Source organism: Alteromonas sp. H02 (genome assembly GCF_059682525.1).
Genome location: NZ_CM185021.1, coordinates 1,177,710 through 1,203,390 on the forward strand (window position 1 = coordinate 1,177,710; position 25,681 = coordinate 1,203,390).

Consider the following 25,681-nt stretch of genomic DNA (forward strand, 5'->3'; position numbering starts at 1 on the left):
ACAGTGTCGCTAAGGGTTATTGTTCGATGGGCAATGAATCACTCTGCCACGCCTGCATATCGCCATCGAGATGATATAGCTGCTTAAAACCAAGGTCGGTCAGTGTCTCCAGAGCAATGCCAGCACGACGCCCGGAACGACAGTAAACCAGCACCGGTTGTTGGATAGAACCAAGTGTGGCCAGGTGAGAAGTAATCCTGGAATGAGGAACGTTGAGCGCACCGGGAACATGGCCTTCGGCAAACTCTTCGGCGCTACGCACATCCAGAATCAGGCCATCAAAGCCATTGCTGTGCAGGCTTTCAGGGCTTATGTCCGGGATAGTGTCGTGCCCCCAGGCGGCAGCAGAAAGCAGTAAACCTAACAGAGTCAGGGTAAAGGTAATTAATCGCATGCTTGCTCCTATTGTCGGTAACTGTCGATTTGTTGGCACAGGGTGTCTATTGCCTGGGTAATTCGCAGTGTAAACCGATGCAGGGCGTTAGCATCAGCAGTGACAAGCGGTGCCTTAATAACAGACCGGTGAGGTGTCCAGAAAGATTCAAGTGTCTCCACCGACTGATCGCTTGCGGCAATGAGTAGCGCCGGTTGACGCAATAAAACCTGTTTCACCGACACCTCAGGGTAGTCGACGGGGGAGTCTATAAAAACTGACTCAGCGCTGCAACTGGCGAGAATCTTATTGGCCCATGCGCCCTCACCAATGGTCATCAGTGGCTGTGACCACATGTAGTAAAATACTTTAACCGGCGTGAGATGCTGATATTGCTGCTTAATTTGTTCAAGTTCATGGCGGTAACCGGTGACCAGTGTTTTACCTAAATCGGTTTGACCGGTCAGTGCTGCGACTTCGAGTAACTCGATGCCAATATCATCTAACGTCTGTGGCTGGGAAATGTATACTTCAAGTCCGAGACTTTTCAGGCGGGCAATGTCCTGGGGTTTATTGCCGCCGCCCCAGGCCAGTACCAGATCAGGCTCGAGAGCCATCAGCGCAGTGAAGTCCACGCCCTGATAGTCGGCGACAACCGGCAGTTCAGCCGCTTGAGCAGGGTAATCACTATATGCGCTTACCCCTACCAGACGGTCTTGTGCCGCTAAACTGTAAACCCATTCGGTAAGGTGCGGCGACAGGGTCACAATGCGTTCTGCAGCAAGCGCTTTTAAGGGGGAAAAGAGTACTGGTAGCAATAGCCAGAGGAGCTGTTTTTTCATAATTTTAATTGCCAGCAAAGTATTAAGAGCAGAGTGAGTAACACGGTAACCAGCCAGGTCTGGCGGTTGATGGCACGCAACACATAGGTTAGATCAGAAAAGCGCACCTGACGGGAGCCGCCCACTCGTGGATGACGTAATTTGATACCGTCGTAAAAAGCCGGGCCACCAAGCTGGATCCCCATGCCGCCACCAAATGCTGCCAGCAGTAAAGAGGTTAAATCCCTTTCGGTAGCGTACCGTAGCCCCTTAATGGCACCAAGCGGTGAGGTGCTTAAAACAATAAACAACAGACCAAGACAGTAGGGAACAATAATCATAGTCTGACTCAACCAGTAGGCCGGCAGACCAAATGCGCTGAACTGGCGTTTCTTGCGGTGCCATTGCCAGCGAAACTCAAGCAATAACCGGTAAGTCAGGGCGGCTAGCGGACCGGCCAGTAAAAACCAGAACAGCACACCTACAAACTGCTGCATAAAGCGCAGTAAATAGCTTTCGATAGCTGCTTTGGCGATGCCAATATCAGATAACGAATCTGTCTGACGGGCCACCAGCACGCCAAGGCGTTCGCGGGCAAGCAGTTTCTTGTTGCCGCTGAGGGCTTGCGTGATCAACTTGTACTGGCGACGTACCGGGTAAAAATTGACGCAGCAGAACAGCACCAGCGCATCAAAAAACCAGGTGTACTCGGCCAGGCTCAGCACAAAAGCCAGCACCACCAGAAAAGGCAGGGTTAACACCACAATCCCCAGCGTACCGCTAATGTAATGCTGCGAAAGCGGTGCGGAAGGAGCCGGGCAAACCCTTACTGCCAGATTAGTTACCAGCATCCGGTAAAGTGTCATTGGATGGGTTTGAGACGGTATCCGCCAAACCCGGTCAAACAGGATCACGCAAAGCGCGATGATCAACGACAGTGTGATGGCTGGCGGCAACACAATCATCAGGCTGAATCAGTCGCCAGTTGTATGGTCAGTCATAACTTTAATCATGCCCATCACCAGCTCAGCGGAGTTTTTTGCTGCGGTCTCCAGATAAGCGTTGAAGGAAACCGTAGAGGTCTTGCCGGCGATATCCGAAAGTGAACGGATCACCAGAAACGGCGTACCTAACATGTGGCTGGTCTGAGCAATGGCGGCGCCTTCCATTTCGGATGCGCTGATGGCCTCAAAGTCTTCGCGCAGCCGGGCGGCAGCTTCATCCGTACCAATAAATGAGTCACCAGTGCAAATCAGGCCGCGGATGGTTTTAACGTGCAGCGCACTGGCCGCCGCTTGTTCTGCTGCGGTAATGAGTTGCTCATCACACTCAAAGACGGTTGGCATGCCTACACACTGACCGGGTTCATAGCCGAAATGAGTGATGTCCACATCATGGTGTTGAACGCCATTACCAATAACAATGTCACCAATATCAAGACTGGTATCGAAGCCACCCGCAGAGCCGGTATTGACGACAAAGTTCGGTGCAAACGACTGGATAAGAATGGTAGTGGCGACTGCGGCCGCTACCTTGCCGATACCACATTTTACCAGCACCACATCAACGCCGTGCAGGGTGCCGGTGTAGAAAGTCAGGTGAGCGATTTCCTGTGTTTGTAACTGGTCCAGAGACTCTTTTAACAGGGCGACTTCCTGGTCCATGGCGCCAAGGATACCAATTTTCATAATCTGCCTTTAAATTGCTTATTTAACTGGGAAATGAGTGCGTAAGATTGACTGTTGCACTACTATACACACTAAGGACGAAGTGTAATATGAATGTGTTATCGGGTACACAAGGATTCGTAAAAGGAAGGTCAATCGGCCCCATAGCCAGGCATTGACCTGTTATGGCATTTTGACTTGGTTGTTTTTAGAACCTATGAACGCAAAGTTTAACGTAAAATTGTCTGCAGCCATGCTCTGTAGTTGTCTGCTGGCCTCCCCCGCGGTACTGGCAAGCAGTGAAAAACTGGAAATATCCGGTTTTGGTCGGGTGGTGGCCGGGTTTACTGATGATCGCGATGTGTCTTTTGAAGGCTACGAGAATGAGCTCTCGTTTCAGGAACAGACCCTGCTGGCTTTGCAGGTGGATTATCATTTACTGGACAATCTGACGATAACCTCACAGCTGCTGGCACACACCAACAGCGAGCGTGACTCTGGCGTTGAGTGGTTGTATGCCAGCTATGTACCGCACAGTAACTGGCTGGTAAAAGGCGGCCGGATGAGAACCCCTTTTTATCATTACAGTGACGTGATTGATGTAGGCTTCGCTTATCCGTGGATTTCGCCGCCGCAGCAACTTTACAGTGCGTTCTTGTTTAATCAGTACGATGGCGCCAGCGTAATCCACAACTTTGCACTGGGAAATTTCAGTGGTTCGGTTGAAGGCTATTACGGTTCATTTAATGGTGATACCCAGTTTCAGGATCGCCGTTATGCCACGAATATTGATGGCCTGACCGGGCTAGTTTTCAGCGGCGTTTACAACGCAAATCTGCGTTTAAGGGCTTCTTATAGCACCGCCGATTTTAGCGTGAATCTGGCCGAAATCTCCGCGTTTGCCGATCAGCTCCGCAGCTTTGGCTTTGTCGAAAGTGCCGATTCTCTGACTATGGAAGGCGAGTTTGATATTTACCAGGTGGGGCTGGCATTGGATGAGCTCGACTATAATCTTGCCTGGGAATGGATGAGAATTGAGTCTGACACCGTATTGGCGCCGAATATCGAAAGTTATTATGTGCAGGGCGGGCTGGTCTTCCAGCCATTTACCGTGCATTTGACTTACGCCGATATGGCCACTAATCCTCAGGGAGCAGCAACCGACATTCCGCTGGGTTTAGCACCGGATCTCGACCAGTTGTATTACGCCTATCAAACCGTCTTTGCCAGAACCCAGGCTGCTGATCTGGAAAGTATAACCCTAGGTGTGCGCTGGGATGCCGGTGTACGTGTAGCCTTTAAGGCTGAGGTTACCCATTATCGCGGAGCGCTTGGCATCTCCACCTTCGAAGCCGTTGGTGACAGAGACGCATTCGATGAACGAGTAAACCTTTATCAACTGGGTATGGAGTTTGTGTTCTGATGCAAATAACAAACTCTCTCAGAAAGCTTGTAATGGCGTCCTTGTTCGGGGTTTATGCTATAAACGCCCTGGCACAGGAACACGACATTATGGTGGTGGCCAACATCGACAACCAGACAGTGAAACTGGACAAAGTCGATATCCGCAATCTGTTTATGGGTAATGCCAGCGATGTGGTGCTTGAACCGGTGTCGCTGCCGCCGCAAACTCTGGCCAGAGCGGTATTTAACACCAAGATAATCGGTTTAACCGAATCCCGGATCCAATCATACTGGTCGCAGATGCGCTTTAGCGGGCGCTCTCGTCCGCCTAAAGAAATATCAACGGTGGATGAGTTGATCAGCTATGTATCCAGCCATAAGGATACGGTGGCGTTTGTTCCGGCCAGTGCTGAAATCCCCGCCCATCTTACCGTAGTATATTCAACGGCAAAGATGTAATAAGCACTTGCTGATAAAATACCAAAAGGGCCCGAGGGGCCCTTTTTTAATTGCTTTGGTTATTACGCAGCAACCTGTTCACCGCCAGGCTGACGACTGGAGCGTAGCGGCCGGGTAGGGCGCGTTGGCTGCGGCGGATTCATTTTGCTGGCGGCCAGTTTAGCCTGTTGTTTTCGCAGTGGGATCAATTTGGTTTCTACGCACTCTTTGACCTCATCTACTGAGTAGCCGGATTTCACTTTGAAGCGGGCGTGGGGAATACCGGCGGCATCCAGGGCGCCAGACACAAACCAGTCGCGCTGGGTTTTATAACCTTCCTTGCCTTGTTTGTGAACCAAATCAATGGCCAGCACCGGTGTCATGTCGTCGCGACGGCACAGCACGAAGTCGAGTTGCTTACTGCCAGCGCGCAGCAGTGCCTGGCGAGCCTGACGTTTATTGGTGCTGTCGCGAACGGCAAGCAGGTCATTAAGGCGAACCCGTGAGACAATTCTGAATTCACGGCCAACGGCCTGTTCCAGCAAATTGATAAAGGTATGCTCTACCTGGGTAAAAAGCTGTTGTTTTTTACGAAAGGGAAAACTCATACCGTGATCAGAGAGTTTAAGTGCACCAACAGTTACTACTATCAGCAGCATAAACAAAATAATGGCAAGTTCCATACGCTTCCTCAACAATTCAATGCGCACGAGTGTCAATAAAATGACATGCCCGGGCGGCAGGACAAACTTGTTAGAGAAATAGCAAAGGCGGTGCCAGTTATTCGAAACACTGGCAGGCGAGAGAAATAAAAGTTAGTCGTTGGTTAAACTGGCCAGGGGAGCGGGGGTTTCTGCGCCCAGCACCAGGATATCTACCTGAGCGCCATCGCCATCGGGTGACACCACTACGCGTACATTCTGCGCGTCATTGACCAGCAACACACGTTCGTTGTGTTCGCCTTTCAGCGACAAGTCTGGCATCAACGCCAGATAGTAAGCCACAATGGCGTCGGGTGTATCACCAATAAAGTAAACCAAGGAGGCCGGCATTTCGGTGTCAAAAGGCTGACACTGCCTGGCATCCTCGTGAATTTTGACGGCAAAAAACTCCGTCGGACAGCTACTGATTTGCGGCTGTGACTCCGGAGCCGTGGTGGCCATTGAGTCGGTTGCCACCAGCGACGAAGCCATCACCATCAGGCTGGTTACCAGAATGAGTTTACGCGGCGTGAATTTCATAGTCTGACGTTTACTTTTATACATACTGTTACTATAGGAGAGCTCTGCACGCTAAGCAATTGCAATAGCCTCGATTAAAGTATTGCGTAGCAATCATAAGTATATTTCCTGAGGACAGGTTTATGCTGCCATAGCGGCGGTATGGCAACACAAAATGCAGTGGGGAATACCATTGCGACGGAGCAATAGTTTGGGAAGGCTTTCCATACTATGTACCATAATGCACAATACCCCAGTGCAATTCACTTCAGCACCCTCAACCAGGAGCGTGCTCTTCAGTCTACGGCAGTGATCGCTGCCGTGGGTGAATAAGGGGTATGACATAATGCCAGACAAGACTTCCTCCATTACCACCCTGAGTGACATGGCGGCCTGCGCCGATTACTCTTTTATATCTTCTCTCAAGGCAGACCCTCAGGCCACATCTGATGGCGTTGATCATCAGCCACGGCAGGTGTTTTGCGGTCACTATGTGCCGGTCTCACCAACGCCATTAAAAGCGCCAGGTTATGTTGCGCACAGCAACTCACTGTTTCGCGAGCTGGGTCTGGATGACGAGTTGGCAGTAACCGAAGCGTTTGTTCGCTTCTTCTCTGGCGATCTCTCTCAGGCTCCTCTGCCTATGCGCAAAACCGGCTGGGCCACCGGCTATGCGCTGTCTATCTACGGCACTGAATATATCCAGCAATGCCCCTTTGGGACCGGCAATGGCTATGGGGATGGCAGGGCGATGTCGGTGTTTGAGGGGATGTTTAATGGTAAGCGCTGGGAGATGCAACTTAAGGGCGGCGGGCGGACGCCTTATTGTCGTGGCGCAGACGGACGTGCGGTATTACGTTCCAGTGTCAGGGAGTTTCTGGCCCAGGAACACATGCATAGTCTCGGGGTACCCACCTCGCGCTCCCTCAGTTTAGTCATGTCGCATGCTGAAACTGTTAACCGGCCGTGGTATTACGAAGGATCGTCGTCTTTTGAGCCTGAGGTGATGGTGGCCAATCCGGTGGCGATTACCACGCGCGTAGCACCGTCGTTTATTCGAGTGGGTCAACTGGAGTTGTTCGCCCGGCGGGCGCGCAGTCAACAGCACTCCGAGGCTGTTGCTGAATTACACGCGCTGGTAAGCCATTTGATTGAGCGCGAATACTCCCTCGAAATAGACAGCAGTCTGGCATTGCCTGAACAGATCATACAGCTGGCCGAAATCTTTCAGGAACGTCTGACCTCACTGGTGGCCAACTGGATACGGGTCGGCTATTGCCAGGGTAATTTTAACAGTGATAATTGCGCAGCCGGCGGTTTTACGCTGGACTATGGCCCATTCGGGTTCTGCGAACTGTTTGATCCCGTTTTTCAGCCCTGGACGGGCGGAGGCCGGCATTTCTCCTTTTTTAATCAAACCGCGGCAGCCGGGAAGAACTTTATGATGTTCTGCGGGGCTCTGGCACCGCTGCTTCAGGACGAACCTGACCGGCTCAACGAACTGGAGGCAATTGGCACTGGCTTTGCCGCCATGATGGAAAACAAACTGGCGGGCATGTGGGCGTCTAAACTGGGCCTAAAAGCTTACGAACCTGAGTTGGTAATGGCGTTGCTCAGGCTGATGGTGCGTACGTCAGTGGACTACACCATGCTGTTTCGCGAGCTGTGTCAGCTTCCCGATACGGTTACAGCGATAACAAAGTGTTTCTATCAGCCGGTGGATGAGGCATTAGAGCAGCAGTGGAATAACTGGCTGCAGAGCTGGCATCAACATCTCGACGATCGCTTTAGTCATGCTGAAATCACAACCAGGATGAAAGGGGTAAACCCCAAATACACCTGGCGGGAATGGTTGGTAGTCCCTGCCTATAAGCAGGCTGAAAAGGGCGATTTCACCTTATTAAGGGAGCTGCAGAAGGTGTTATCTGCCCCTTTTGAGGAGCAATCTGAAAACATTGAGGCAAGTTATTATCGCTTACGACCTGCTGAGTATTTTGACGCCGGCGGCGTTTCGCATTACAGCTGTTCTTCATGAAAAACACCGGATAAAAAAATGGAGCCTTGCGGCTCCATTTTTCGTTTAGCTTGCTGTCAGGCTATATCAGGCACCGATGTAATCGAGGATACCATCAGCGGCTTTACGGCCTTCATCAATAGCGGTCACCACCAGATCACTACCGCGAACCATATCGCCACCGGCGAAGATTTTCGGATTGGATGTCTGATAAGCGTACTGGCCTTTTGCCGGCGCACGCACGCGGCCTTTCTCGTCCAGAATAATACCGTAGTCGGCAAACCATGGGGCCGGGCTTGGCTGGAAGCCAAAAGCGATAATGACCGCGTCGGCTTCCTGGACAAACTCAGAGCCTTCCACCACAACCGGACGGCGACGTCCTGCTGCATCGGGTTCACCCATTTCGGTGCGTACCAGTTTAACGCCAATGGCTTTACCGGTTTCATCCACAGCAATATCGAGCGGCTGGGCGTTAAATTCAAATTCAACGCCTTCTTCCCGGGCATTCACCACTTCACGGCGTGAGCCGGGCATGCTTGCCTCATCACGACGGTAAGCACAGGTTACCTGCTCAGCACCCTGACGAATGGAGGTTCTTACGCAGTCCATGGTGGTATCACCACCACCCAGTACGACAACCTTTTTGCCTTTCATATCAATAAAGTCTGCGGCGTCTTTTTCCAGACCCATGACTCGATTGGTATTTGAAATCAAAAACGGCAGAGCTTCGTAAACACCGTCGGCACCTTCGTTATCGAAGCCACCTTTCATTGACTTGTAAGTCCCCATACCCAGGAACACGGCGTCGTACTGGTCAATCAGATCCTGAAACGGCATGTCTTTACCAATTTCAGTATTCATTACAAACTCGACGCCCATCTCGGTAAAGATCTCGCGGCGCAGTTTAATAACGTCTTTTTCCAGTTTGAAAGAGGGAATACCAAACGTTAGCAGACCACCAATTTCTTCGTATTTATCAAATACCACCGGCTTCACGCCGTTACGTACCAGAATGTCTGCACAGGCGAGGCCAGCCGGGCCGGCACCCACGATAGCGACTTTCTTGTCGGTCCAGGTAACGCCGCTCATGTCCGGACGCCAGCCCATTTTAAAGGCCGTGTCGGTAATGTGCTTTTCGATAGAACCAATGGTTACCGCACCAAACTCATCGTTTAAGGTACAGTCACCCTCACACAGACGGTCCTGAGGACAAACCCGGCCACAGACTTCCGGCAAACTGTTAGTTTGGTGAGACAGCTCGGCTGCCTCGATAAATTTACCTTCGTTGGCCAGTGCCAGCCACTGAGGAATGTAATTATGTACCGGGCATTTCCATTCACAGTATGGGTTACCACAGTCCAGGCAACGATCTGCCTGGCCTTCTGCCTGTGAGTTGGTCAGAGGATGATAGATCTCAGCAAAGCCATTTTTACGATCCATTATCGGCTTCTTCGGCGGATCAATCCTTTCTACGTCAATAAATTGATATACATTCTTAGCCATTATCTTCTAACCCCTCTATTGCGCCTGAATGCGCAGTTCCGCGCTGGAACGACTAATATGGCCCAACAGATTTTTTACATCACTGGTTTTTGGCTTAACCAGCTTAAAGCGATTCAGTGTATTGGCGAAATCGTGCAGCAGGCTCAGAGAGAACTGGCTGCCGGTTTCTTCGTAGTGCTGGTTGATCAGGCCGCGTAAGTGCTCGGCCAGAATGACTTTATCGTCGATATCCAGTACTTCAACCAACTCCTGGTTAACCCGGCTGTTCAGATCGCCCTGCTCATCATAAAGATAAGCAAAACCACCTGTCATACCGGCACCAAAGTTAATACCTACCGGACCCAGTACCGCCACAATACCACCTGTCATGTATTCACAACCGTTGTCGCCAACACCTTCTACTACCGCAATCGCACCAGAGTTACGAACACCAAAACGTTCACCGGCACGGCCAGCAGCAAACAGTTTACCGCCGGTTGCACCGTACAGGCAGGTGTTACCCATAATGGCACTTTCGTGGGCATTAAATTCGCCTTTGCGCGGCGGATAGATAACCAGCTTACCGCCGGTCATGCCTTTACCCACATAATCGTTGGCGTCGCCTTCGATGTACATGTTCAGACCACCGGCATTCCACACACCGAAGCTCTGACCCGCGGTACCTTTAAAGGTAACGGTGATTGGCATTTCTTCCATATCGTGGTTGCCGTAATGCTTGGCGATTTCACCAGACAGTAAGGCACCAACCGAACGGTCGGTATTACGGATTGGATAACTTAAGTTAATACCACAACCTTTAACAACGGCCTCTTTAGCATCCTTAAGCATCTTCGCGTTAAGTACCCCTTTGTCGAGCGGCGCGTTGGTGGTTTCAGAGCAGAACAAACGAGTGTGCTCACCAGCAACCGGCTTGGCCAGAATGGGTGACAGATCCAGTTTGTTTTGCTTAGCGGTATGACCGTCCAGCAATTCCAGTAATTCAGTGCGGCCGATCAGCTCGTCGAACTTACGAACGCCCATGGAAGCCATGATTTCACGGACTTCCTGTGCCACAAACTTAAAGTAGTTCATGACCATTTCCGGCAGGCCAATAAAGTGGTCGCTGCGCAGTTTATCATCCTGAGTTGCTACACCGGTTGCACAGTTGTTGAGGTGACAAATCCGCAGGTATTTACACCCTAAGGCAACCATCGGGCCGGTACCAAAACCAAAGCTTTCCGCGCCAAGAATAGCGGCTTTGATTACGTCCAGACCGGTTTTCAGACCACCATCGGTTTGTACCCGTACTTTATGGCGCAGGCCATTCTCAACCAGTGCCTGCTGTGTTTCAGACAGACCCAGCTCGAACGGACTACCCGCATATTTTACTGAGGTTAACGGGCTGGCACCGGTGCCGCCGTCGTAGCCAGAAATTGTGATGAGGTCGGCATAGGCTTTAGCAACACCGGTTGCGATGGTGCCTACACCTGGCTCAGAAACCAGTTTCACTGAAATAAGTGCGGTTGGGTTCACTTGCTTCAGATCGAAGATTAACTGAGCTAAATCTTCAATAGAGTAAATATCGTGGTGCGGTGGTGGTGAAATCAGGGTTACGCCCGGCACCGAGAAACGCAGCTGCGCGATATACTTATTGACTTTATCACCAGGTAACTGACCACCTTCACCCGGTTTTGCACCCTGTGCAACCTTGATTTGGATAACATTGGCATTAACCAGATAATGTGGCGTAACACCAAAACGGCCAGAGGCGACCTGCTTGATTTTAGAGTTCTTTTCGGTGTTGAAGCGTTTCGGATCTTCACCACCCTCACCGGAGTTTGACTGACCGCCCAAACGGTTCATGGCAATCGCCAGCGCCTCGTGTGCTTCCGGACTTAGTGCGCCGATAGACATGGCCGCGGTGTCAAAACGTGGGAATAGGTTTTCCGCCGGTTCAACTTCGCTGATATCCACTGCTTCACCCGCTGGCAGCACTTTCATTAAGTCGCGCAGGTGAGAAGGGGAGCGGTCGTTAACCAGTGCTGCGTACTGCTGATAGTCGGCATATTCGCCGCTAACCACAGCTTTTTGCAGGGTTTTGACGACATCCGGGTTGTACGCATGGTATTCGCCATCATGAACATACTTAAGTAAGCCACCATGGGACATTTTCTTACGTTTCAGCCAGGCAACGCGCGACAGGTTGATGGCGTCCTGCTGGAAGTCGTCGAAAGACGCGCCTTCAATTCTGGAGGTCACCCCTTTAAAGCACATTTGCACTACGTCGCGGCTGATACCGATGGCTTCAAACAGTTTAGAGCTACGGTAGCTCGCAACGGTACTGATACCCATCTTCGACATGATTTTATACAGGCCTTTATTGATACCTTTACGGTAGTTCAATACGGCCTGCATCGCGGTTACGTCGAGCTCACCTTTTTCGCACAGTTGCTCGATGGTTTCATAAGCCAGAAACGGATAAACCGCGGTAGCACCTAAACCAATCAGTACGGCGAAGTGATGCGGGTCACGGGCAGATGCGGTTTCTACCACGATATTTGCGTCACAACGTAACTGCTGATCCACCAAGCGGCGGTGAACTGCACCAACGGCCATCGCGGCAGGGATAGGCAGCTTGTTCGGCTTGATGTTACGGTCTGACAGCACTACAAAAGCGGCGCGTTTTTGTTTCACAAGGTACTCTACCTCGTGGCACACACGCTCAATGGCTTTCTTCAGGCCTTCATCCTGTGAATACTGCAGATCAATAACTTCTGAATAATAGTGTTCAGGGTTGAATTCACGTAACTGTTTTAAATCGGTGTACATCAGGATGGGCGATTTAAATAACACGCGATCAGCATAACCACTGGTTTCGCTAAACACGTTTTGCTCACGACCAATACAGGTCGCCAGTGACATTACGTGGTTTTCCCGCAGCGGATCGATAGGCGGGTTTGTCACCTGCGCAAACTGCTGGCGGAAATAATCGTACAGGGTACGGTGTTTGGAAGATAACACTGCCATTGGCGTGTCATCACCCATTGAGCCTACGGCTTCCTGACCGTCTTTACCCAGTACTTTAATCACCTGATGGATTTCTTCATAGCTGTAGTTAAACAGCTTGTGATACACCGCCATGGTGTCGTCGTTGAATACCCGCTGACCAATGAGAGAGGCATCCATATTTTCAATCGGCGTTAATGAACGGATGTTTTTCTCAATCCACTCATGATAGGGGTGACGGTCTTTCAGTTCGTCATCAATTTCGGTAGAACGCCAGATTTTGCCGTTGTAGGTATCAACTGCAAGCATTTCGCCCGGACCAACGCGGCCTTTTTCTACTACGTCTTCAGGTTCGTAATCCCAGATACCAATTTCTGAGGCCAGCGTAATGAAGCCGTTTTTGGTCAGCACATACCGCGCCGGGCGCAAGCCGTTTCGGTCCAGGTTACAGGCAACGTGACGACCGTTGGTCATTACGATACCGGCAGGACCATCCCAGGGTTCCATGTGCATTGAGTTAAACTCGTAAAATGCACGCAGCTTGGGATCCATGGTGTCATTGTTCTGATATGCTGGTGGCACCAGTAAGCGCATGGCACGGAACAGGTCCATACCACCGGCCAGGAACAGTTCCAGCATGTTATCCAGCGACGATGAGTCAGAGCCTTCAGTGTTAACAAAAGGGGCAGCGTCTTTCAGATCCGGGATCAGTGGCGTGGCGAATTTACCGGTACGGGCCATTGCCCAGTCGCGGTTACCTTTAATGGTATTAATTTCGCCGTTGTGCGCCAGATAGCGGAAAGGCTGGGCCAGCGGCCATTTGGGCAACGTGTTGGTAGAAAAGCGCTGATGGAATACACAGATGCTGCTTTTCAGATCTTCATCGGCGAGATCTTTATAAAAGGCAGGTAAGCCTTTGGGCATTACCAGGCCTTTATAAATAGTTACCAGGCCAGACAGGCAGGCAACATAAAAGTCAGGGTCGTTTTCGAGGCGTTTCTCTACCCGGCGACGCACCATAAATAAACGGCGTTCAAGATCGCGTTTACGCCAACCCGCCGGCGCGTTAACAAATACCTGTTCGATTTGTGGTACACCGGTTAACGCCAGTTCACCCAGCACGTCGTGATTAACCGGCACTTCACGCCAGCCCACAACATCCAGGGTTTCTTTTTGCAGCTCTTCATTAACGACTTCCCGCGCAGCTTGTGCCAGTGTCTCGTCCTGATTAAGGAAAATCATTCCCACAGCATATTTCTTGCTGAGCTTCCAGCCATGCTGCTCTGCGATCATGCGGAAGAAGGCATCGGGCTTTTGTAATAGCAGACCACAACCGTCACCGGTTTTGCCGTCTGCGGCAATACCGCCACGATGTTGCATGCGGTCAAGCCCTTCAATAGCAGTAGTTACCAGCTTATGGCTGGCTTCACCTTCTATGTGGGCAATCAAACCAAATCCACAGTTATCCCGTGAATCGTTGGGATTATATAAACTCATTCTCTTAACTCCTTAAACCTTAGACTGGGCAAGGTATGCGCTGCATTTTTGGCCAGAAGTGGCTTTGCAACGTCGTAACAACGCGTAATCAACTGAAAAATATAGAAAAATCAGTTTGCGCCGGTTTGTCGTTAATTATTATTAGTGGATACCAGTCATGTACCGCATTTTTATGCACTATTGCCAAGCGGGCCGTACAAAATACCGATATTGATTCCTAAAATCAATCGGAATGTGTAGGCCGGGTTTTATGAAATCGTATACAATCTTTGTTGTGTATAAATATCAATGGCTTAGCTGTATTCTTGGACGCAAAAAAAATCGAAAAAAAATACTCAATCGTAGCTGGAAAACCATTGTCAGGGTTTTATGTCTACAACTTAAGTTGCATAAAAAGTCGTAATATTTGGGTATTTACCCAGTTTTCGTAAGCAACACTGAATGTTTATTTTAAATTAATCTGGCTGCTTCATAGACAGCAGTGAACAAGGCTACCGTATCAGTCTTACCAGGTGGTGTCCGCTGTACGGTTAGATTGAACCAATTATAAAGGCAGGCTAGGATTCCATTAAACCAATAATTACCGCAAAAGCCCAGTGTTGCGTAGACAATTATTGCAAGAGAATAAAAGTAAACAGTTAACACCGGGCCATTTTATCGGTTTTTCGCAGCGCAGTAACCTATGCGAATGTCGCTAAGACCTGCTAGGATAGCGGCACTAAACAACGAAGTATTTCAGTTATGCAACAAGAAACTCCGAATGATTCCTGGGCGATACGTTTTGCGCAGTTTGTAGAGCGCTTTGGCACTATTAAGCTAAGTGTATTGTTTGTCGTACTAACGCTGGCATTTACCGTGGGCGGCTCGTACGTCATCCGCGTGAGCCTTGGTAGTGACGTGCAGCCTGATGACTTTATTAGTGCCGTTATCCTTACCATGCTGTCGGCGCCCTGGGTGTTGTACTTTTTCAGTGAATTGGTAAAGCAACTGGAACATTCGCGAACGAATTTAAAAGAAGTGGTCAGCCAATTGGAACACCTTCGTGAAGAAGATGTGTTTCTCAACCGCGAGCTGCAAAACAATATTCGCCAGCTCAACCACGAAATAGAGCAGCGTAAACACGCCCAGGAAGAACGGGAAACGGTGTTTAAAGAACTGGAAAAAGAAATTCAGGATAAGTCGGAGAAAGAGGCCCAGGCCCGACGCTTATCTACGTTGCTACGTTCTATTATTGATGCCTCGCCGGATCTGATTTATTACCGCAACGAAGAAGGGCGCTTTGCCGGGTGTAACCGGGTGGCGGAGCAATTGACTGGTATGTCTGAGAGAGAATTGCTTGGCCTTACTCCACACGATGTTTATGAAGAAGAACTCGCCCGCCAGGTAGTGGCCAGCGATCATGAGGTACTTGAAACCAATGCCAGCATCACTGATGAGCTATGGTTACGTTTTGCCGACGGCCGTCGGCGTTTCTTTGAAATGCGTCGGGTGCCTTTTTTTGACCACGAAGGTAACCGGTTGGGGTTACTTGCTTTTGGTCGTGATATGACCGAGCGCAAGCAGGCCGAAAGTGCGGCAGCCAAAGCCAGTACCGACAAAACCCGCTTTATTGCCACCATCAGCCATGAATTGCGTACGCCGCTTAATGGTATTGTAGGGCTAAGTCGTATGCTGCGTGATACCGAGCTTAACGAAGAACAGTGGAGCTGGGTGAGCACCATCTATGCCAGTGCTATTACCCTTGGCAACATATTTAACGACATTATCGATTTGGATAAACTCGACCGCGATAAGCTGGAGCTCTCACTGAAAACGGTATCATTGCGCGATTTCACTGAAGAGCTGAGCTCGATAATCCGCTTGTTGGCAAAAGACAAATCGTTGGAGCTGATCACCAATATAGTTGAACCGTTACCTAAGCAGGTGGAGGTAGACGGTACGCGGTTACGTCAGATCCTGTGGAACATCCTGTTCAACGCCGTAAAGTTCACCCAGAAGGGGCACGTATCGCTCACCGTTTCGGCCACCCGTCCGGATAACGATATCTCACTGGTCACCTATGTGATTGAAGACACTGGTGTAGGTATTCCGGACAGTGAAATCGATAAGATCTTTGCCATGTACTACCAGGTGGATCACCCCGACCATCAATCGGCCACCGGTACCGGAATCGGCCTGGCGATATGTAAGCAAATGGTTGATTTAATGCACGGTGATATCCGCGTTGAGAGCGAGCAGGGCAAAGGCACCCGCTTTATCGTTGAGCTGCCGTTACAGGTTTCCAGTCGTCCGATGCAAGTGGCACAGTTACAGGTAACCGGACTCAATATTCTGCTGGTTGAAGACATTGAGCTCAATGTAATGGTAGCCAAAGCATTATTGGAGAAGCTGGGTCAGCATGTGGATGTGGCGATGACCGGCCAGGAAGCCATAGACAAAGCGCGGGAAACAACCTACGACCTTATTTTCCTCGATATCCAGTTGCCGGATATGACCGGCTTTGATGTGGCAGCCACACTCCATGAAGAAGATCTGGTTATGCAAACGCCGATTGTTGCGCTGACCGCCAATGTGATTAGAAAGCGTGAAGAATATCTACAAAACGGTATGGATGACGTGATAGCCAAACCGGTTAAGAAGAGCCGGGTAGTCGAAGTCCTCAACATGCTGTTTGCGGAGTCTGAAGTGGAACAACCGGCTCCGGAAGCGCCGCAGCGTAAGACACTCGACAGCAGCAAACTGCTGACCAATATCCTCGATATGGAGTTGCTACAGATGCTGGTGGATACCATTGGTGAAGATATGGTTCGCGCCAGTGTGAAAGTGTTCCACGAAAAGATGCCGGAATATATGGAAATCCTGCAACTCAGCTTAAGTGCCGATGAAAAATCTGAAGTCTGCGCGCAGGCTCATAAAATCAAGGGAGCAGCCAGTTCTGTTGGTCTTGCAAGGGTGCAACGAATCGCCAATCAAATCCAGCAAGGCGACCACCCGGCCTGGTGGCAAAACGTGCATGACTGGGTAGAGGAGCTGCAAATGGCGGTACCTCACGACATGGAAAAACTGCACGACTGGTTAAAAGAGCAAACCATCGACGATTAAACCGGATTACAGGGTGTCAAAGTAAGCACGGGCTGAGGCAGACTGCCTCTTCCCGTTCCAGGAATAGCAAAGAAATAATTATGAAACGGATGTTACTGATGATGTTGCTGCTAACAGCAGCTTCAGCCAATGGCAATAGCCTGTTTAAAACCGAAAGTGGCCTTGGCATAGAATATGGCGGCCTGGGTTTTCAGGCTATCGCGCAGATGCCATTTAAATCTCTGGAATTATATGGCGCACTTGGTATCACGGAGGATATTCGTGAGAATGAGAGAGGCATAAGAGGGGGGATTGGTGCCAATTTCTTTGTGACCAAACATATATCACTCACCACTTTTGGCGGCATTATCGACGTTGATCGTTATCGCAGTGATGAATGGTTTGGTGGTGATTTAGAATTAACCGAATATGAGTATGAACGTCAATATGGTGGTTCGATTGGCGTTAAACTTTATGTAAGCGGGCAGGATAAACCCGGTTGGGTAATTGGGGCGACCTATAGCGCCTGCAGTGATGACAGTTTCGGTTTTGTCAGCCTGGCGTATCGTTTTTAGGCTTGTTGCTGCTGATTAATCAGTGAATTCAACCAGGTTTTGGCGTCGTCGGCTGAATCAAAAAACGCCACCTCATGGCCTGGCAGCTCATAAATCGATTCAAACTGGTGCTTTGACAGCAACGGCGAGTTTACGTCTTCAAATACGACTGCCGTGGCTACCCGGCCGAGAGTGATTTCTTTTTTAATTTGCTTGCGAAGTAACGCGAAGGCTTCGGGAACGTATACGGCCTCGCCACGAAAAATGGCCAGCACGCCCCAGGGAGAGCCATACATGGCGCGTAAATTCTGCATGATCTTATCGTCAGATAAGTGCAGTGACTCTGCATTCCACGGGCCTTCACCATTTAACACAATCAGTCTGCCGTCAATGGCAACACTCAGAGAGCCGTGTTTATTAAATTTACCTGCCATATTCCATCTCCAGGTATGTCCATCTCCACTACGCTGATGAATGGTTATTGTGCGCTTTAAAAAAGCAGATTGCCAGTGTTGCAAAAGAAAAGGGGTGACCAGCCCATGCCCAATAGTAGCTGGCCACCCAGAGAAACAGCTTAGTAAAAGCTATACCTGAGGTTCGGGGATATGCACGCGTCCTTCCATCAGAATTCGCGCTGAACGGCTCATCACCGCTTTGGTGGCAGTCCATTTGCCGTTAACTAACGCCGCTTCCGCGCCAACACCCAGGGTACCGGAAGGGTGGCCAAACACTACGTTAGAACGGTCGACACCGCCGGCTGCATCATTCACCAGGGTGGCGGGAATAGCGGCTGCGGTGGCGATAGCTACGGCTGCCGTACCCATCATCGCATGGTGTAATTTACCCATGGATAGTGCACGTACCAGTACGTCGATATCATCAATCTCAATCCGCTTACCACTTGATGAAGTGTATTCGGCGGGAGGCGCAACAAAGGCTATCTTCGGCGTATGCTGACGAGCCGCCGCTTCACTGATATCGCTGATTAGCCCCATCTTTACCGCGCCGTGAGCGCGCAGGGATTCAAATTTGGCCAGTGCTGCCGGGTCGCTATTTATATCGTCCTGCAACTCGGTACCGGTATAACCGATATCCGCCGCATTAACAAAAATGGTTGGGATGCCGGCATTGATCATAGTGGCTTTAAGTGTGCCAAACTCCGGTGTAGTGAGTTCATCAATCAGGTTGCCGGTGGGGAACATATCACCCTCGCCATCGGCCGGATCCATAAACTCCACTTTCACTTCGGCAGCCGGGAAGGTAACGCCGTCGAGCTCAAAGTTACCGGTTTCCTGCACTTCGCCATTGGTAATGGGAACATGCACGTTAATCGCTTTGCTGATATTCACCTGCCATACACGGACCACAACAACGCCGTTGTCAGGGATACGAGCAGCATCTACCAGACCATTATTTACCGCAAAAGCGCCCACCGCAGCCGTTAAGTTACCGCAGTTACCGCTCCAGTCCACAAAGGCTTTATCGATAGACACCTGACCAAACAAGTAATCTACATCGTAACCTTCATGCTCGCTTTTACTCAGAATAACGGTTTTGCTGGTACTTGAAGTGGCGCCGCCCATGCCGTCGGTTTGCTTGCCGTACGGGTCAGGACTACCAATAACGCGCAGCAACATGGCGTCGCGATAAGCGCCCGGTTGTTGCGCTGCCTCAGGCAAGTCGGTCAGATTAAAAAACACGCCTTTACTGGTACCGCCACGCATATAGGTGGCCGGAATTTTTATTTGTGGTGCAAAAGCCATAAGTCTCTCACTAAGGGATTGTTAACTGCTAAGGGGGCGTAAAGCCCCCCTGATATCAGATTAATTTGCTTCGGCTTCCAGGAAGTCCTTGGCAAAACGCTGAAGTACACCGCCAGCTGAGTAGATAGATACTTCCTCGAACGTATCCAGACGACTGGTTACCGGCACTTCCACGGTTTCCCCGTTGGCACGGTGGATAACCAGTGTCAGGGTATTGCCTGGCGTGTGTTCACCAATGACATCGTAGGTTTCAGTACCATCGAGCTCCAGCGTCTTGCGGGTAGTGCCCGGCTTAAACTCAAGCGGTAATACGCCCATACCAATCAGGTTGGTGCGGTGAATACGCTCAAAGCCTTCTGCAACAATCGCTTCTACACCCGCCAGACGTACGCCTTTGGCGGCCCAGTCGCGGGATGAGCCCTGACCATAGTCGGCACCGGCGATGATAATCAGCGGTTGCTTGCGCTCCATGTAGGTTTCGATGGCTTCCCACATGCGGGTCACCTTGCCTTCCGGCTCAATACGCGCCAGAGAACCCTGTTTCACTTCGCCGTTTTCAATCACCATCTCGTTGAAGATCTTCGGGTTAGCCAGGGTGGCACGCTGGGCTGTGAGGTGGTCACCGCGGTGGGTAGCGTAAGAGTTGAAGTCTTCTTCCGGCAGGCCCATTTTGGCCAGGTACTCACCGGCTGCACTCGACGCCAGAATCGCGTTCGACGGCGATAAATGGTCGGTGGTGATATTGTCCGGCAGTATCGCCAGCGGACGCATCCCTTTTAAGGTACGTTCGGCAGCCAGTGCGCCTTCCCAGTAGGGCGGACGACGGATATAAGTGCTCATTTCGCGCCACTCGTAAAGCGGATCGATGTCATCACCGTAGTCAACCGAGAGATCAAACATTGGCTCATACACCTTGTTGAACTGCTCAGGTTTTACTGAGGCTTTCACTACCGCATCGATTTCCTCATCGGATGGCCAGATGTCTTTAAGCGTTACCGGGTTGCCGTCCTGATCATGGCCGAGTACGTCTTTTTCGATATCAAAACGCACGGTACCGGCAATCGCGTAGGCCACTACCAGCGGTGGTGAGGCCAGGAAAGCCTGCTTGGCATAGGGATGGATACGGCCATCAAAGTTACGGTTACCGGAAAGCACCGCTGTTGCATAGAGGTCGCGGTCGATGATTTCCTGCTGAATGCGTGGATCCAGCGCGCCGCTCATACCGTTACAGGTGGTACAGGCAAAAGCCACTACACCAAAGCCTAGTTGTTCCAGTTCTGGCAACAGGTTGGCTTCTTCCAGGTACATTTTTACGACTTTAGAACCCGGTGCCAGTGAGCTTTTTACCCACGGCTTACGCACCAGACCTTTCGCGTTGGCATTACGGGCTAACAGACCGGCTGCCACCACGTTTCGCGGGTTACTGGTGTTGGTACAGCTGGTGATAGCGGCAATGATGACTGCGCCATCGGGCATCAGGCCTTCCTGTTCTTCCCATTTACCGGCAATGCCGCGTGCCGCCAGGTCGCTGGTGGCTAAACGTGCATGAGGGTTCGAAGGACCGGCCATGTTGCGGGTTACTGATGATAAATCAAAGGTCAGTACGCGCTCGTATTCGGCTTTGGTCAGGGTGTCGGCCCACAGGCCTGCCTGTTTTGCATAGGTCTCTACCAGCTCGACCTGCTCAGCGGTACGGCCGGTGAGTTTCAGGTAATCCAGCGTCTGGTCGTCAATGTAGAACATCGCTGCCGTGGCACCGTATTCCGGCGTCATGTTAGAAATGGTGGCACGGTCCCCTAAGGTTAAGTGCGCTGCACCTTCGCCATAGAATTCAAGGTAGGCTGAGACGACACGTTCTTTACGCAGGAACTCAGTAAGCGCTAATACGATATCGGTAGCAGTAATGCCAGGCTGTGGTTTACCGGTTAACTCAACACCCACAATATTCGGTAAGCGCATGTATGAGGCGCGGCCCAGCATAACGCTTTCCGCTTCAAGGCCACCTACACCTACAGCGATAACGCCCAGGGCATCAACGTGTGGTGTGTGACTGTCGGTACCCACCAGGGTATCCGGGAAGGCTACGCCGTCTTTGGCGTGAACAACCGGCGACATTTTTTCCAGGTTAATCTGGTGCATGATGCCGTTGCCGGGAGGGATCACGTCCACGTTTTTAAACGCGGTTTTAGTCCAGTTAATAAAGTGGAAGCGGTCATCATTACGACGGTCTTCAATAGCGCGGTTTTTTTCAAAGGCGTCTTCTTCAAAGCCTGCGTGTTCAACCGCCAGTGAGTGATCCACAATCAGCTGAGTAGGCACAACGGGGTTTACCTTAGACGGATCACCGCCTTTTTCGGCGATGGCATCACGTAAGCCGGCTAAGTCAACCAGCGCGGTCTGGCCGAGGATATCGTGGCACACCACGCGGGCCGGGAACCAGGGAAAATCGAGGTCGCGTTTGCGCTCAATTAACTGAATAAGGGAGTCTTTAAGCTGGTCTGGCGGACAACGGCGAACCAGGTTTTCTGCATGCACACGAGAAGTGTAGGGCAGGGTATCAAATGCGCCGGGTTTAATGGCATCAACGGCTTCACGCGCGTCGAAGTAGTCCAGATTAGTGCCTGTCAGGCTTTTACGGTATTCGGTATTCATGACGTATCCTAAAGCGTAGCAAGACTGCCGCTTCGACGGTCACGAAGCGGCAATAAGGATTTAAGCGCGATCTGCGATAGCAGGCACCGGGCGCAGATCTTCGCCGGTGTAGTCTGCAGAGGGGCGGATAATACGGTTATCAGCACGTTGCTCCATCACGTGAGCAGCCCAGCCGGTTAAACGCGACATCACAAAGATAGGGGTAAACAGTTTAGTGGGGATGCCCATAAAGTGATAAGCCGAGGCATGGAAGAAATCCGCGTTACAGAACAGCTTCTTCTCGCGCCACATCACTTCCTCACAGCGCACTGAAACCGGGTAAAGTACAGTATCGCCCACATCGGCAGCCAGTTTTTCAGACCAGCCTTTAATGATTTCGTTACGCGGGTCTGACTCAGAATAAATCGCGTGACCGAAGCCCATGATTTTCTCTTTACGTTCCAGTTTACCCATCATCTCTTCTTCAGCGTGCTCAGGTGAAGTGAAGTTTTCAATCAGTTCCATGGCCGCTTCGTTGGCACCGCCGTGCAGTGGGCCACGCAGTGAACCAATCGCGCCGGTAATACACGAGTGCATGTCAGACAGCGTTGAGGCACACACGCGAGCGGTAAAGGTTGAAGCGTTAAACTCATGTTCTGCGTACAGGATCAGTGATACGTGCATGACCTGCTCGTGCAGATCGTTTGGCTTTTTGCCATGCAGCATATGCAGGAAATGTGCGCCAATTGAATCATCGTCGGTGTTAACGTCGATGCGCACGCCATCGTGAGAAAAACGATACCAGTAGCAGATAATGCTTGGGAAACAGGCCAGCATACGGTCGGTGATTTCACCCTGTTCGCTGAAGTCGTTTTCCATTTCCAGGTTACCCAGCATCGAACAACCGGTACGCATCACATCCATTGGGTGAGCATCAGCAGGAATACGTTCCAGTACATCAAGCAACGCCTGTGGCAGACTGCGCATGCCTTTCAGTTTTGCTTTGTATTCATCCAGTTCGGCCTGGTTTGGCAGCTTGCCTTTAAGGATAAGATAGGCAACTTCTTCAAACTGACAGTTATTGGCCAGGTCCTTTACATCGTAACCACGATAGGTCAGGCCGGAACCTGAAACGCCTACGGTTGATAAAGCGGTTTTACCGGCTACCTGACCACGTAAGCCTGCACCACTGAGTACTTTAGCCATCGTTTTTCTCCTAATGTAATTTTTGTAGAGTACATCTGTTCGGGCTGACGCTGTGCGGGTGGCAAAACCCGATTGGGCGGCGTCAGCCGGTTAATGGTTTACTTGTTTTTACCTTCCGCGAATAACGCATCGAGCTTCTGCTCGTACTCGTGGTAACCCAGGTAATCATAGAGTTCCATGCGAGTTTGCATCATGTCTGTGACCGCTTTTTGATCGCCGTCTTTTAAGATGGCTGTGTACACGGTTTCGGCGGCTTTGTTCATGGCGCGGAAGGCACTTAGCGGGTACAACACCATGGCTGCGCCCCATTCACCCAGCTCTTCCTTATTCCACAGTTCGGTTTGACCGAATTCAGTGATATTGGCCAGAATTGGCACATCCAGCGCTTCAGAGAAGGCGCGGTAGTGTTCTTCGGTTTTAACTGCTTCGGCGAAAATACCGTCGGCACCGGCAGCCACATAGGCTTTAGCGCGCTCAATGGCTTTTTCCAGACCTTCCTGGGCAAAGGCATCGGTACGGGCCATAATGAAAAAGTCCGGATCGGTGCGGGCGTCCACGGCTGCTTTGATACGGTCAACCATCTCGGCGGTTGATACAATTTCCTTATTAGGGCGATGACCACAACGTTTTTGCGCTACCTGGTCTTCCATGTGCACTGCTGCGGCGCCGGCTTTTTCCATGTCTTTAATGGTTTTGGCAATGTTAAATGCGCCGCCCCAACCGGTATCGATATCTACCAGTAATGGCAGATCGCAGGCAGAGGTGATGCGCTGAACGTCAACAATAACGTCATTTAACGAGGTCATGCCCAGATCCGGCAGACCGTAAGAAGCATTAGCAACACCACCACCAGAGAGGTAGATGGCCTGATGGCCAATCGCTTTTGCCATCATGGCACTGTAGGCATTAATGGTGCCTACGATTTGAAGAGGTTTATTGTCGGCCAGTGCCTGACGAAATTTTTTACCTGCGCTCATAATCATTCTCTTGGTTTAGGTTGATTAGGATTGAAGCAACTTGCGTTCAATGTTGTTTTTTGAATACAAAATATGACGACGCATGAGCATTTCGGCCAGCTCTTCGTCACGGTTTGCAATCGCCTGTACCACGTGTTTGTGTTCGTCAAATGCGGTAGTTACCCGCGGCCCGGCCATGCCGAGCTGCACACGGTACATGCGAATCAAATGGTAGATGCCGTTAACCAGCACTTCGATAAGGTGTTGATTTTTACTGCCCAGAATAATCCGGTAATGAAAATCCAGATCGCCGGCTTCCTGATAGTAAGACTCGCCGTCTTTGACAGTTTGAAAGTGGTTGTCGAGCAGGGCAGTGAGATCGGCAATTTCTTCGTCCGACATATTCTTTGCTGCCAGACGAGCGGCCATGCCCTCAAGCGCTTCGCGCACCTGGTAGAGCTGGATTAGGCCTTCTGGGGTTAGCGATACGATCCGTGCGCCGACATTGGCTTTACGCTCCACCAGATGACAGGATTCCAGGCGATTAATTGCTTCGCGGATAACTGCGCGACTGACCTGATACTTTGTCGACAGTTCAGTTTCACTGAGCTTACTGCCTGCCGGAATAGCTCCTTCAACAATATCTACCCGAAGCTGTAAAAATGTTTTATCAGCACTGGTAACTGCTTGTTCAGCAAAGGCTGCGATACTCACAATTAACGACTCACTGTTAGAAATGATGTCGACAATATAGGGGTTTTAATCTGTTCAGTCAATACGGGTGCCCCGTTATTGTCGACAAAGCTGGGCGGCGGATAGGGATGAAAGTGGTACTGAATATTGCTGACCAGTCGCCAGCCCCTGCCAGTTCTGCGCTCTGTAACTACAGTAGTATAGCTGATGGTTATTTGAGCAGCGCTGCCATACCACCAAAGTATTATGTCGACGATAAAGTGGCTATGCAGGTCTGGTGGCACAGTCTTTTGGAGTTAGCCTGCCCTCATGGTATTTTGGAAGGATTGGTAATATCAAAAAACCGCTTTATGACCGCTTTTCTTAATGCTATCGAAGACTTTGTCCGGCAAATCCGGCTCGAGTGCCAGAGCAATGCTCCTGATTATGTTCAGTTACAAGCTTTCGGTAAGTGTATGCGAGAAATTTGCCTGGCATCAAACTTCGATTTAAGTCAGTTTCGTCGCGCCGGGCCGGGTGAAGAGTTTATGTACCCACTGAGTGAGGATCCGGCCGGCGGCCCATCTGTCTATCTGGTATCTGATGGGGTGGGAGTCAACACGCCACCTCATGACCATCGAACCTGGGCGGTAATTGTTGGACTCGCAGGAACAGAATTCCACGTGTTTTATGATTGCGCCGATGCTAACAGCTTAACTGAAACTAAAGCATGCGCAGTGGCGAAAGGAGATGTGTTGGTGATGACTGAGAGTGATATTCATGCAATCGACGCTACGCGGGGCATGCATCCCACCTGGCACGTGCATCTCTATGGCCGGTCACAGGCCAGGTTACCTTCGTTTGCCAGTCGTTGTTACCCAACAACAGATTAAAGC

20 protein-coding genes are annotated in these 25,681 nt (G+C 50.7%); 6 read left to right on the forward strand and 14 right to left on the reverse strand.

The window, feature by feature from the left end; all coding sequences use genetic code 11:
• Nucleotides 1–16: 16 nt before the first annotated feature.
• From AC566Q_RS05345 to AC566Q_RS05360, 4 genes are read right to left on the reverse strand one after another with little or no spacing between them, the layout of a single operon-like run.
• Entirely contained in the window at nt 17–394 is a 378-nt protein-coding gene (locus AC566Q_RS05345; RefSeq protein ID WP_499614571.1) for a rhodanese-like domain-containing protein, read from the reverse strand.
• A gap of 8 nt (nt 395–402) precedes the next feature.
• On the reverse strand, nt 403–1,215 hold the full coding sequence (locus AC566Q_RS05350) for a cobalamin-binding protein (protein ID WP_499614574.1): 813 nt from the start codon (nt 1,213–1,215) through the stop codon (nt 403–405).
• A complete protein-coding gene (locus AC566Q_RS05355; protein ID WP_499614577.1) occupies nt 1,212–2,159 on the reverse strand; it encodes a cobalamin biosynthesis protein in 948 nt (315 codons plus the stop codon). The genes AC566Q_RS05350 and AC566Q_RS05355 overlap by 4 nt, the downstream gene beginning before the upstream one ends.
• Nucleotides 2,160–2,168: 9 nt before the next feature.
• Nucleotides 2,169–2,882 (reverse strand): 5'-methylthioadenosine/adenosylhomocysteine nucleosidase, encoded by a 714-nt coding sequence (locus tag AC566Q_RS05360; RefSeq protein WP_499614579.1) that lies wholly within the window; start codon nt 2,880–2,882, stop codon nt 2,169–2,171.
• A gap of 196 nt (nt 2,883–3,078) precedes the next feature.
• Between AC566Q_RS05360 and AC566Q_RS05365 the strand changes: the two genes are divergently transcribed.
• Both AC566Q_RS05365 and AC566Q_RS05370 read left to right on the forward strand, forming a co-directional pair.
• Nucleotides 3,079–4,284, forward strand: a complete 1,206-nt coding sequence (locus tag AC566Q_RS05365) for a hypothetical protein (protein ID WP_499614582.1) — start codon at nt 3,079–3,081, stop codon at nt 4,282–4,284.
• A gap of 32 nt (nt 4,285–4,316) precedes the next feature.
• Entirely contained in the window at nt 4,317–4,724 is a 408-nt protein-coding gene (locus tag AC566Q_RS05370) for a hypothetical protein (protein WP_499614585.1), read from the forward strand.
• A gap of 62 nt (nt 4,725–4,786) precedes the next feature.
• Here the strand turns inward: AC566Q_RS05370 and AC566Q_RS05375 are convergent, their stop codons facing one another.
• Nucleotides 4,787–5,386 (reverse strand): DUF2726 domain-containing protein, encoded by a 600-nt coding sequence (locus AC566Q_RS05375; protein WP_499614588.1) that lies wholly within the window; start codon nt 5,384–5,386, stop codon nt 4,787–4,789.
• A gap of 132 nt (nt 5,387–5,518) precedes the next feature.
• A complete protein-coding gene (locus tag AC566Q_RS05380) occupies nt 5,519–5,968 on the reverse strand; it encodes a hypothetical protein (RefSeq protein WP_499614591.1) in 450 nt (149 codons plus the stop codon).
• A gap of 301 nt (nt 5,969–6,269) precedes the next feature.
• Between AC566Q_RS05380 and AC566Q_RS05385 the strand changes: the two genes are divergently transcribed.
• Nucleotides 6,270–7,958: a protein adenylyltransferase SelO gene (locus AC566Q_RS05385; RefSeq protein WP_499614593.1), complete on the forward strand. Its 1,689-nt coding sequence runs from the start codon at nt 6,270–6,272 to the stop codon at nt 7,956–7,958.
• A gap of 66 nt (nt 7,959–8,024) precedes the next feature.
• Here the strand turns inward: AC566Q_RS05385 and AC566Q_RS05390 are convergent, their stop codons facing one another.
• Entirely contained in the window at nt 8,025–9,440 is a 1,416-nt protein-coding gene (locus AC566Q_RS05390; protein WP_499614598.1) for an FAD-dependent oxidoreductase, read from the reverse strand.
• Nucleotides 9,441–9,455: 15 nt separating this feature from the next.
• Nucleotides 9,456–13,922: a glutamate synthase large subunit gene (gltB, locus tag AC566Q_RS05395; RefSeq protein WP_499614601.1), complete on the reverse strand. Its 4,467-nt coding sequence runs from the start codon at nt 13,920–13,922 to the stop codon at nt 9,456–9,458.
• A 741-nt stretch (nt 13,923–14,663) separates the two neighbouring features.
• On the opposite strand from gltB, the gene arcB reads away from it, so the two are divergent.
• Together arcB and AC566Q_RS05405 are read left to right on the forward strand one after the other, a co-directional pair.
• Nucleotides 14,664–17,024, forward strand: coding sequence for an aerobic respiration two-component sensor histidine kinase ArcB (arcB, locus tag AC566Q_RS05400; protein ID WP_499614604.1), 2,361 nt, complete (start codon nt 14,664–14,666; stop codon nt 17,022–17,024).
• 80 nt (nt 17,025–17,104) lie between these two features.
• Entirely contained in the window at nt 17,105–17,578 is a 474-nt protein-coding gene (locus AC566Q_RS05405; protein ID WP_499614607.1) for a hypothetical protein, read from the forward strand.
• Here the strand turns inward: AC566Q_RS05405 and AC566Q_RS05410 are convergent.
• From AC566Q_RS05410 to AC566Q_RS05435, 6 genes are all read right to left on the reverse strand, one after another.
• Nucleotides 17,575–17,991 carry a hypothetical protein gene (locus tag AC566Q_RS05410; protein ID WP_499614610.1) on the reverse strand — a complete coding sequence of 139 codons (417 nt, stop codon included), beginning with the start codon at nt 17,989–17,991 and terminating at the stop codon, nt 17,575–17,577. The genes AC566Q_RS05405 and AC566Q_RS05410 overlap by 4 nt on opposite strands.
• A gap of 150 nt (nt 17,992–18,141) precedes the next feature.
• On the reverse strand, nt 18,142–19,320 hold the full coding sequence (prpF, locus tag AC566Q_RS05415) for a 2-methylaconitate cis-trans isomerase PrpF (RefSeq protein ID WP_105936443.1): 1,179 nt from the start codon (nt 19,318–19,320) through the stop codon (nt 18,142–18,144).
• Between the two features lie 60 nt (nt 19,321–19,380).
• Nucleotides 19,381–21,972 carry a Fe/S-dependent 2-methylisocitrate dehydratase AcnD gene (acnD, locus tag AC566Q_RS05420; protein ID WP_499614614.1) on the reverse strand — a complete coding sequence of 864 codons (2,592 nt, stop codon included), beginning with the start codon at nt 21,970–21,972 and terminating at the stop codon, nt 19,381–19,383.
• Nucleotides 21,973–22,032: 60 nt separating this feature from the next.
• On the reverse strand, nt 22,033–23,157 hold the full coding sequence (gene prpC, locus AC566Q_RS05425) for a bifunctional 2-methylcitrate synthase/citrate synthase (protein ID WP_499614617.1): 1,125 nt from the start codon (nt 23,155–23,157) through the stop codon (nt 22,033–22,035).
• A gap of 98 nt (nt 23,158–23,255) precedes the next feature.
• On the reverse strand, nt 23,256–24,134 hold the full coding sequence (prpB, locus tag AC566Q_RS05430) for a methylisocitrate lyase (protein WP_499614620.1): 879 nt from the start codon (nt 24,132–24,134) through the stop codon (nt 23,256–23,258).
• Nucleotides 24,135–24,158: 24 nt separating this feature from the next.
• On the reverse strand, nt 24,159–24,821 hold the full coding sequence (locus AC566Q_RS05435; RefSeq protein ID WP_499617373.1) for a GntR family transcriptional regulator: 663 nt from the start codon (nt 24,819–24,821) through the stop codon (nt 24,159–24,161).
• 113 nt (nt 24,822–24,934) lie between these two features.
• Between AC566Q_RS05435 and AC566Q_RS05440 the strand changes: the two genes are divergently transcribed.
• Complete coding sequence (locus tag AC566Q_RS05440) at nt 24,935–25,678, forward strand: hypothetical protein (protein ID WP_499614622.1); 744 nt, start codon at nt 24,935–24,937, stop codon at nt 25,676–25,678.
• Nucleotides 25,679–25,681: the final 3 nt, after the last annotated feature.

Bases quoted from the DNA above. Each gene is read 5' to 3' on its own strand.
- AC566Q_RS05345 (WP_499614571.1), bottom strand. From the start codon at position 394: ATGCGATTAATTACCTTTACCCTGACTCTGTTAGGTTTACTGCTTTCT.
- AC566Q_RS05350 (WP_499614574.1), bottom strand. From the start codon at position 1,215: ATGAAAAAACAGCTCCTCTGGCTATTGCTACCAGTACTCTTTTCCCCC.
- AC566Q_RS05355 (WP_499614577.1), bottom strand. From the start codon at position 2,159: ATGATTGTGTTGCCGCCAGCCATCACACTGTCGTTGATCATCGCGCTT.
- AC566Q_RS05360 (WP_499614579.1), bottom strand. From the start codon at position 2,882: ATGAAAATTGGTATCCTTGGCGCCATGGACCAGGAAGTCGCCCTGTTA.
- AC566Q_RS05365 (WP_499614582.1), top strand. From the start codon at position 3,079: ATGAACGCAAAGTTTAACGTAAAATTGTCTGCAGCCATGCTCTGTAGT.
- AC566Q_RS05370 (WP_499614585.1), top strand. From the start codon at position 4,317: ATGGCGTCCTTGTTCGGGGTTTATGCTATAAACGCCCTGGCACAGGAA.
- AC566Q_RS05375 (WP_499614588.1), bottom strand. From the start codon at position 5,386: ATGGAACTTGCCATTATTTTGTTTATGCTGCTGATAGTAGTAACTGTT.
- AC566Q_RS05380 (WP_499614591.1), bottom strand. From the start codon at position 5,968: ATGTATAAAAGTAAACGTCAGACTATGAAATTCACGCCGCGTAAACTC.
- AC566Q_RS05385 (WP_499614593.1), top strand. From the start codon at position 6,270: ATGCCAGACAAGACTTCCTCCATTACCACCCTGAGTGACATGGCGGCC.
- AC566Q_RS05390 (WP_499614598.1), bottom strand. From the start codon at position 9,440: ATGGCTAAGAATGTATATCAATTTATTGACGTAGAAAGGATTGATCCG.
- gltB (WP_499614601.1), bottom strand. From the start codon at position 13,922: ATGAGTTTATATAATCCCAACGATTCACGGGATAACTGTGGATTTGGT.
- arcB (WP_499614604.1), top strand. From the start codon at position 14,664: ATGCAACAAGAAACTCCGAATGATTCCTGGGCGATACGTTTTGCGCAG.
- AC566Q_RS05405 (WP_499614607.1), top strand. From the start codon at position 17,105: ATGAAACGGATGTTACTGATGATGTTGCTGCTAACAGCAGCTTCAGCC.
- AC566Q_RS05410 (WP_499614610.1), bottom strand. From the start codon at position 17,991: ATGGCAGGTAAATTTAATAAACACGGCTCTCTGAGTGTTGCCATTGAC.
- prpF (WP_105936443.1), bottom strand. From the start codon at position 19,320: ATGGCTTTTGCACCACAAATAAAAATTCCGGCCACCTATATGCGTGGC.
- acnD (WP_499614614.1), bottom strand. From the start codon at position 21,972: ATGAATACCGAATACCGTAAAAGCCTGACAGGCACTAATCTGGACTAC.
- prpC (WP_499614617.1), bottom strand. From the start codon at position 23,157: ATGGCTAAAGTACTCAGTGGTGCAGGCTTACGTGGTCAGGTAGCCGGT.
- prpB (WP_499614620.1), bottom strand. From the start codon at position 24,134: ATGAGCGCAGGTAAAAAATTTCGTCAGGCACTGGCCGACAATAAACCT.
- AC566Q_RS05440 (WP_499614622.1), top strand. From the start codon at position 24,935: ATGAAAGTGGTACTGAATATTGCTGACCAGTCGCCAGCCCCTGCCAGT.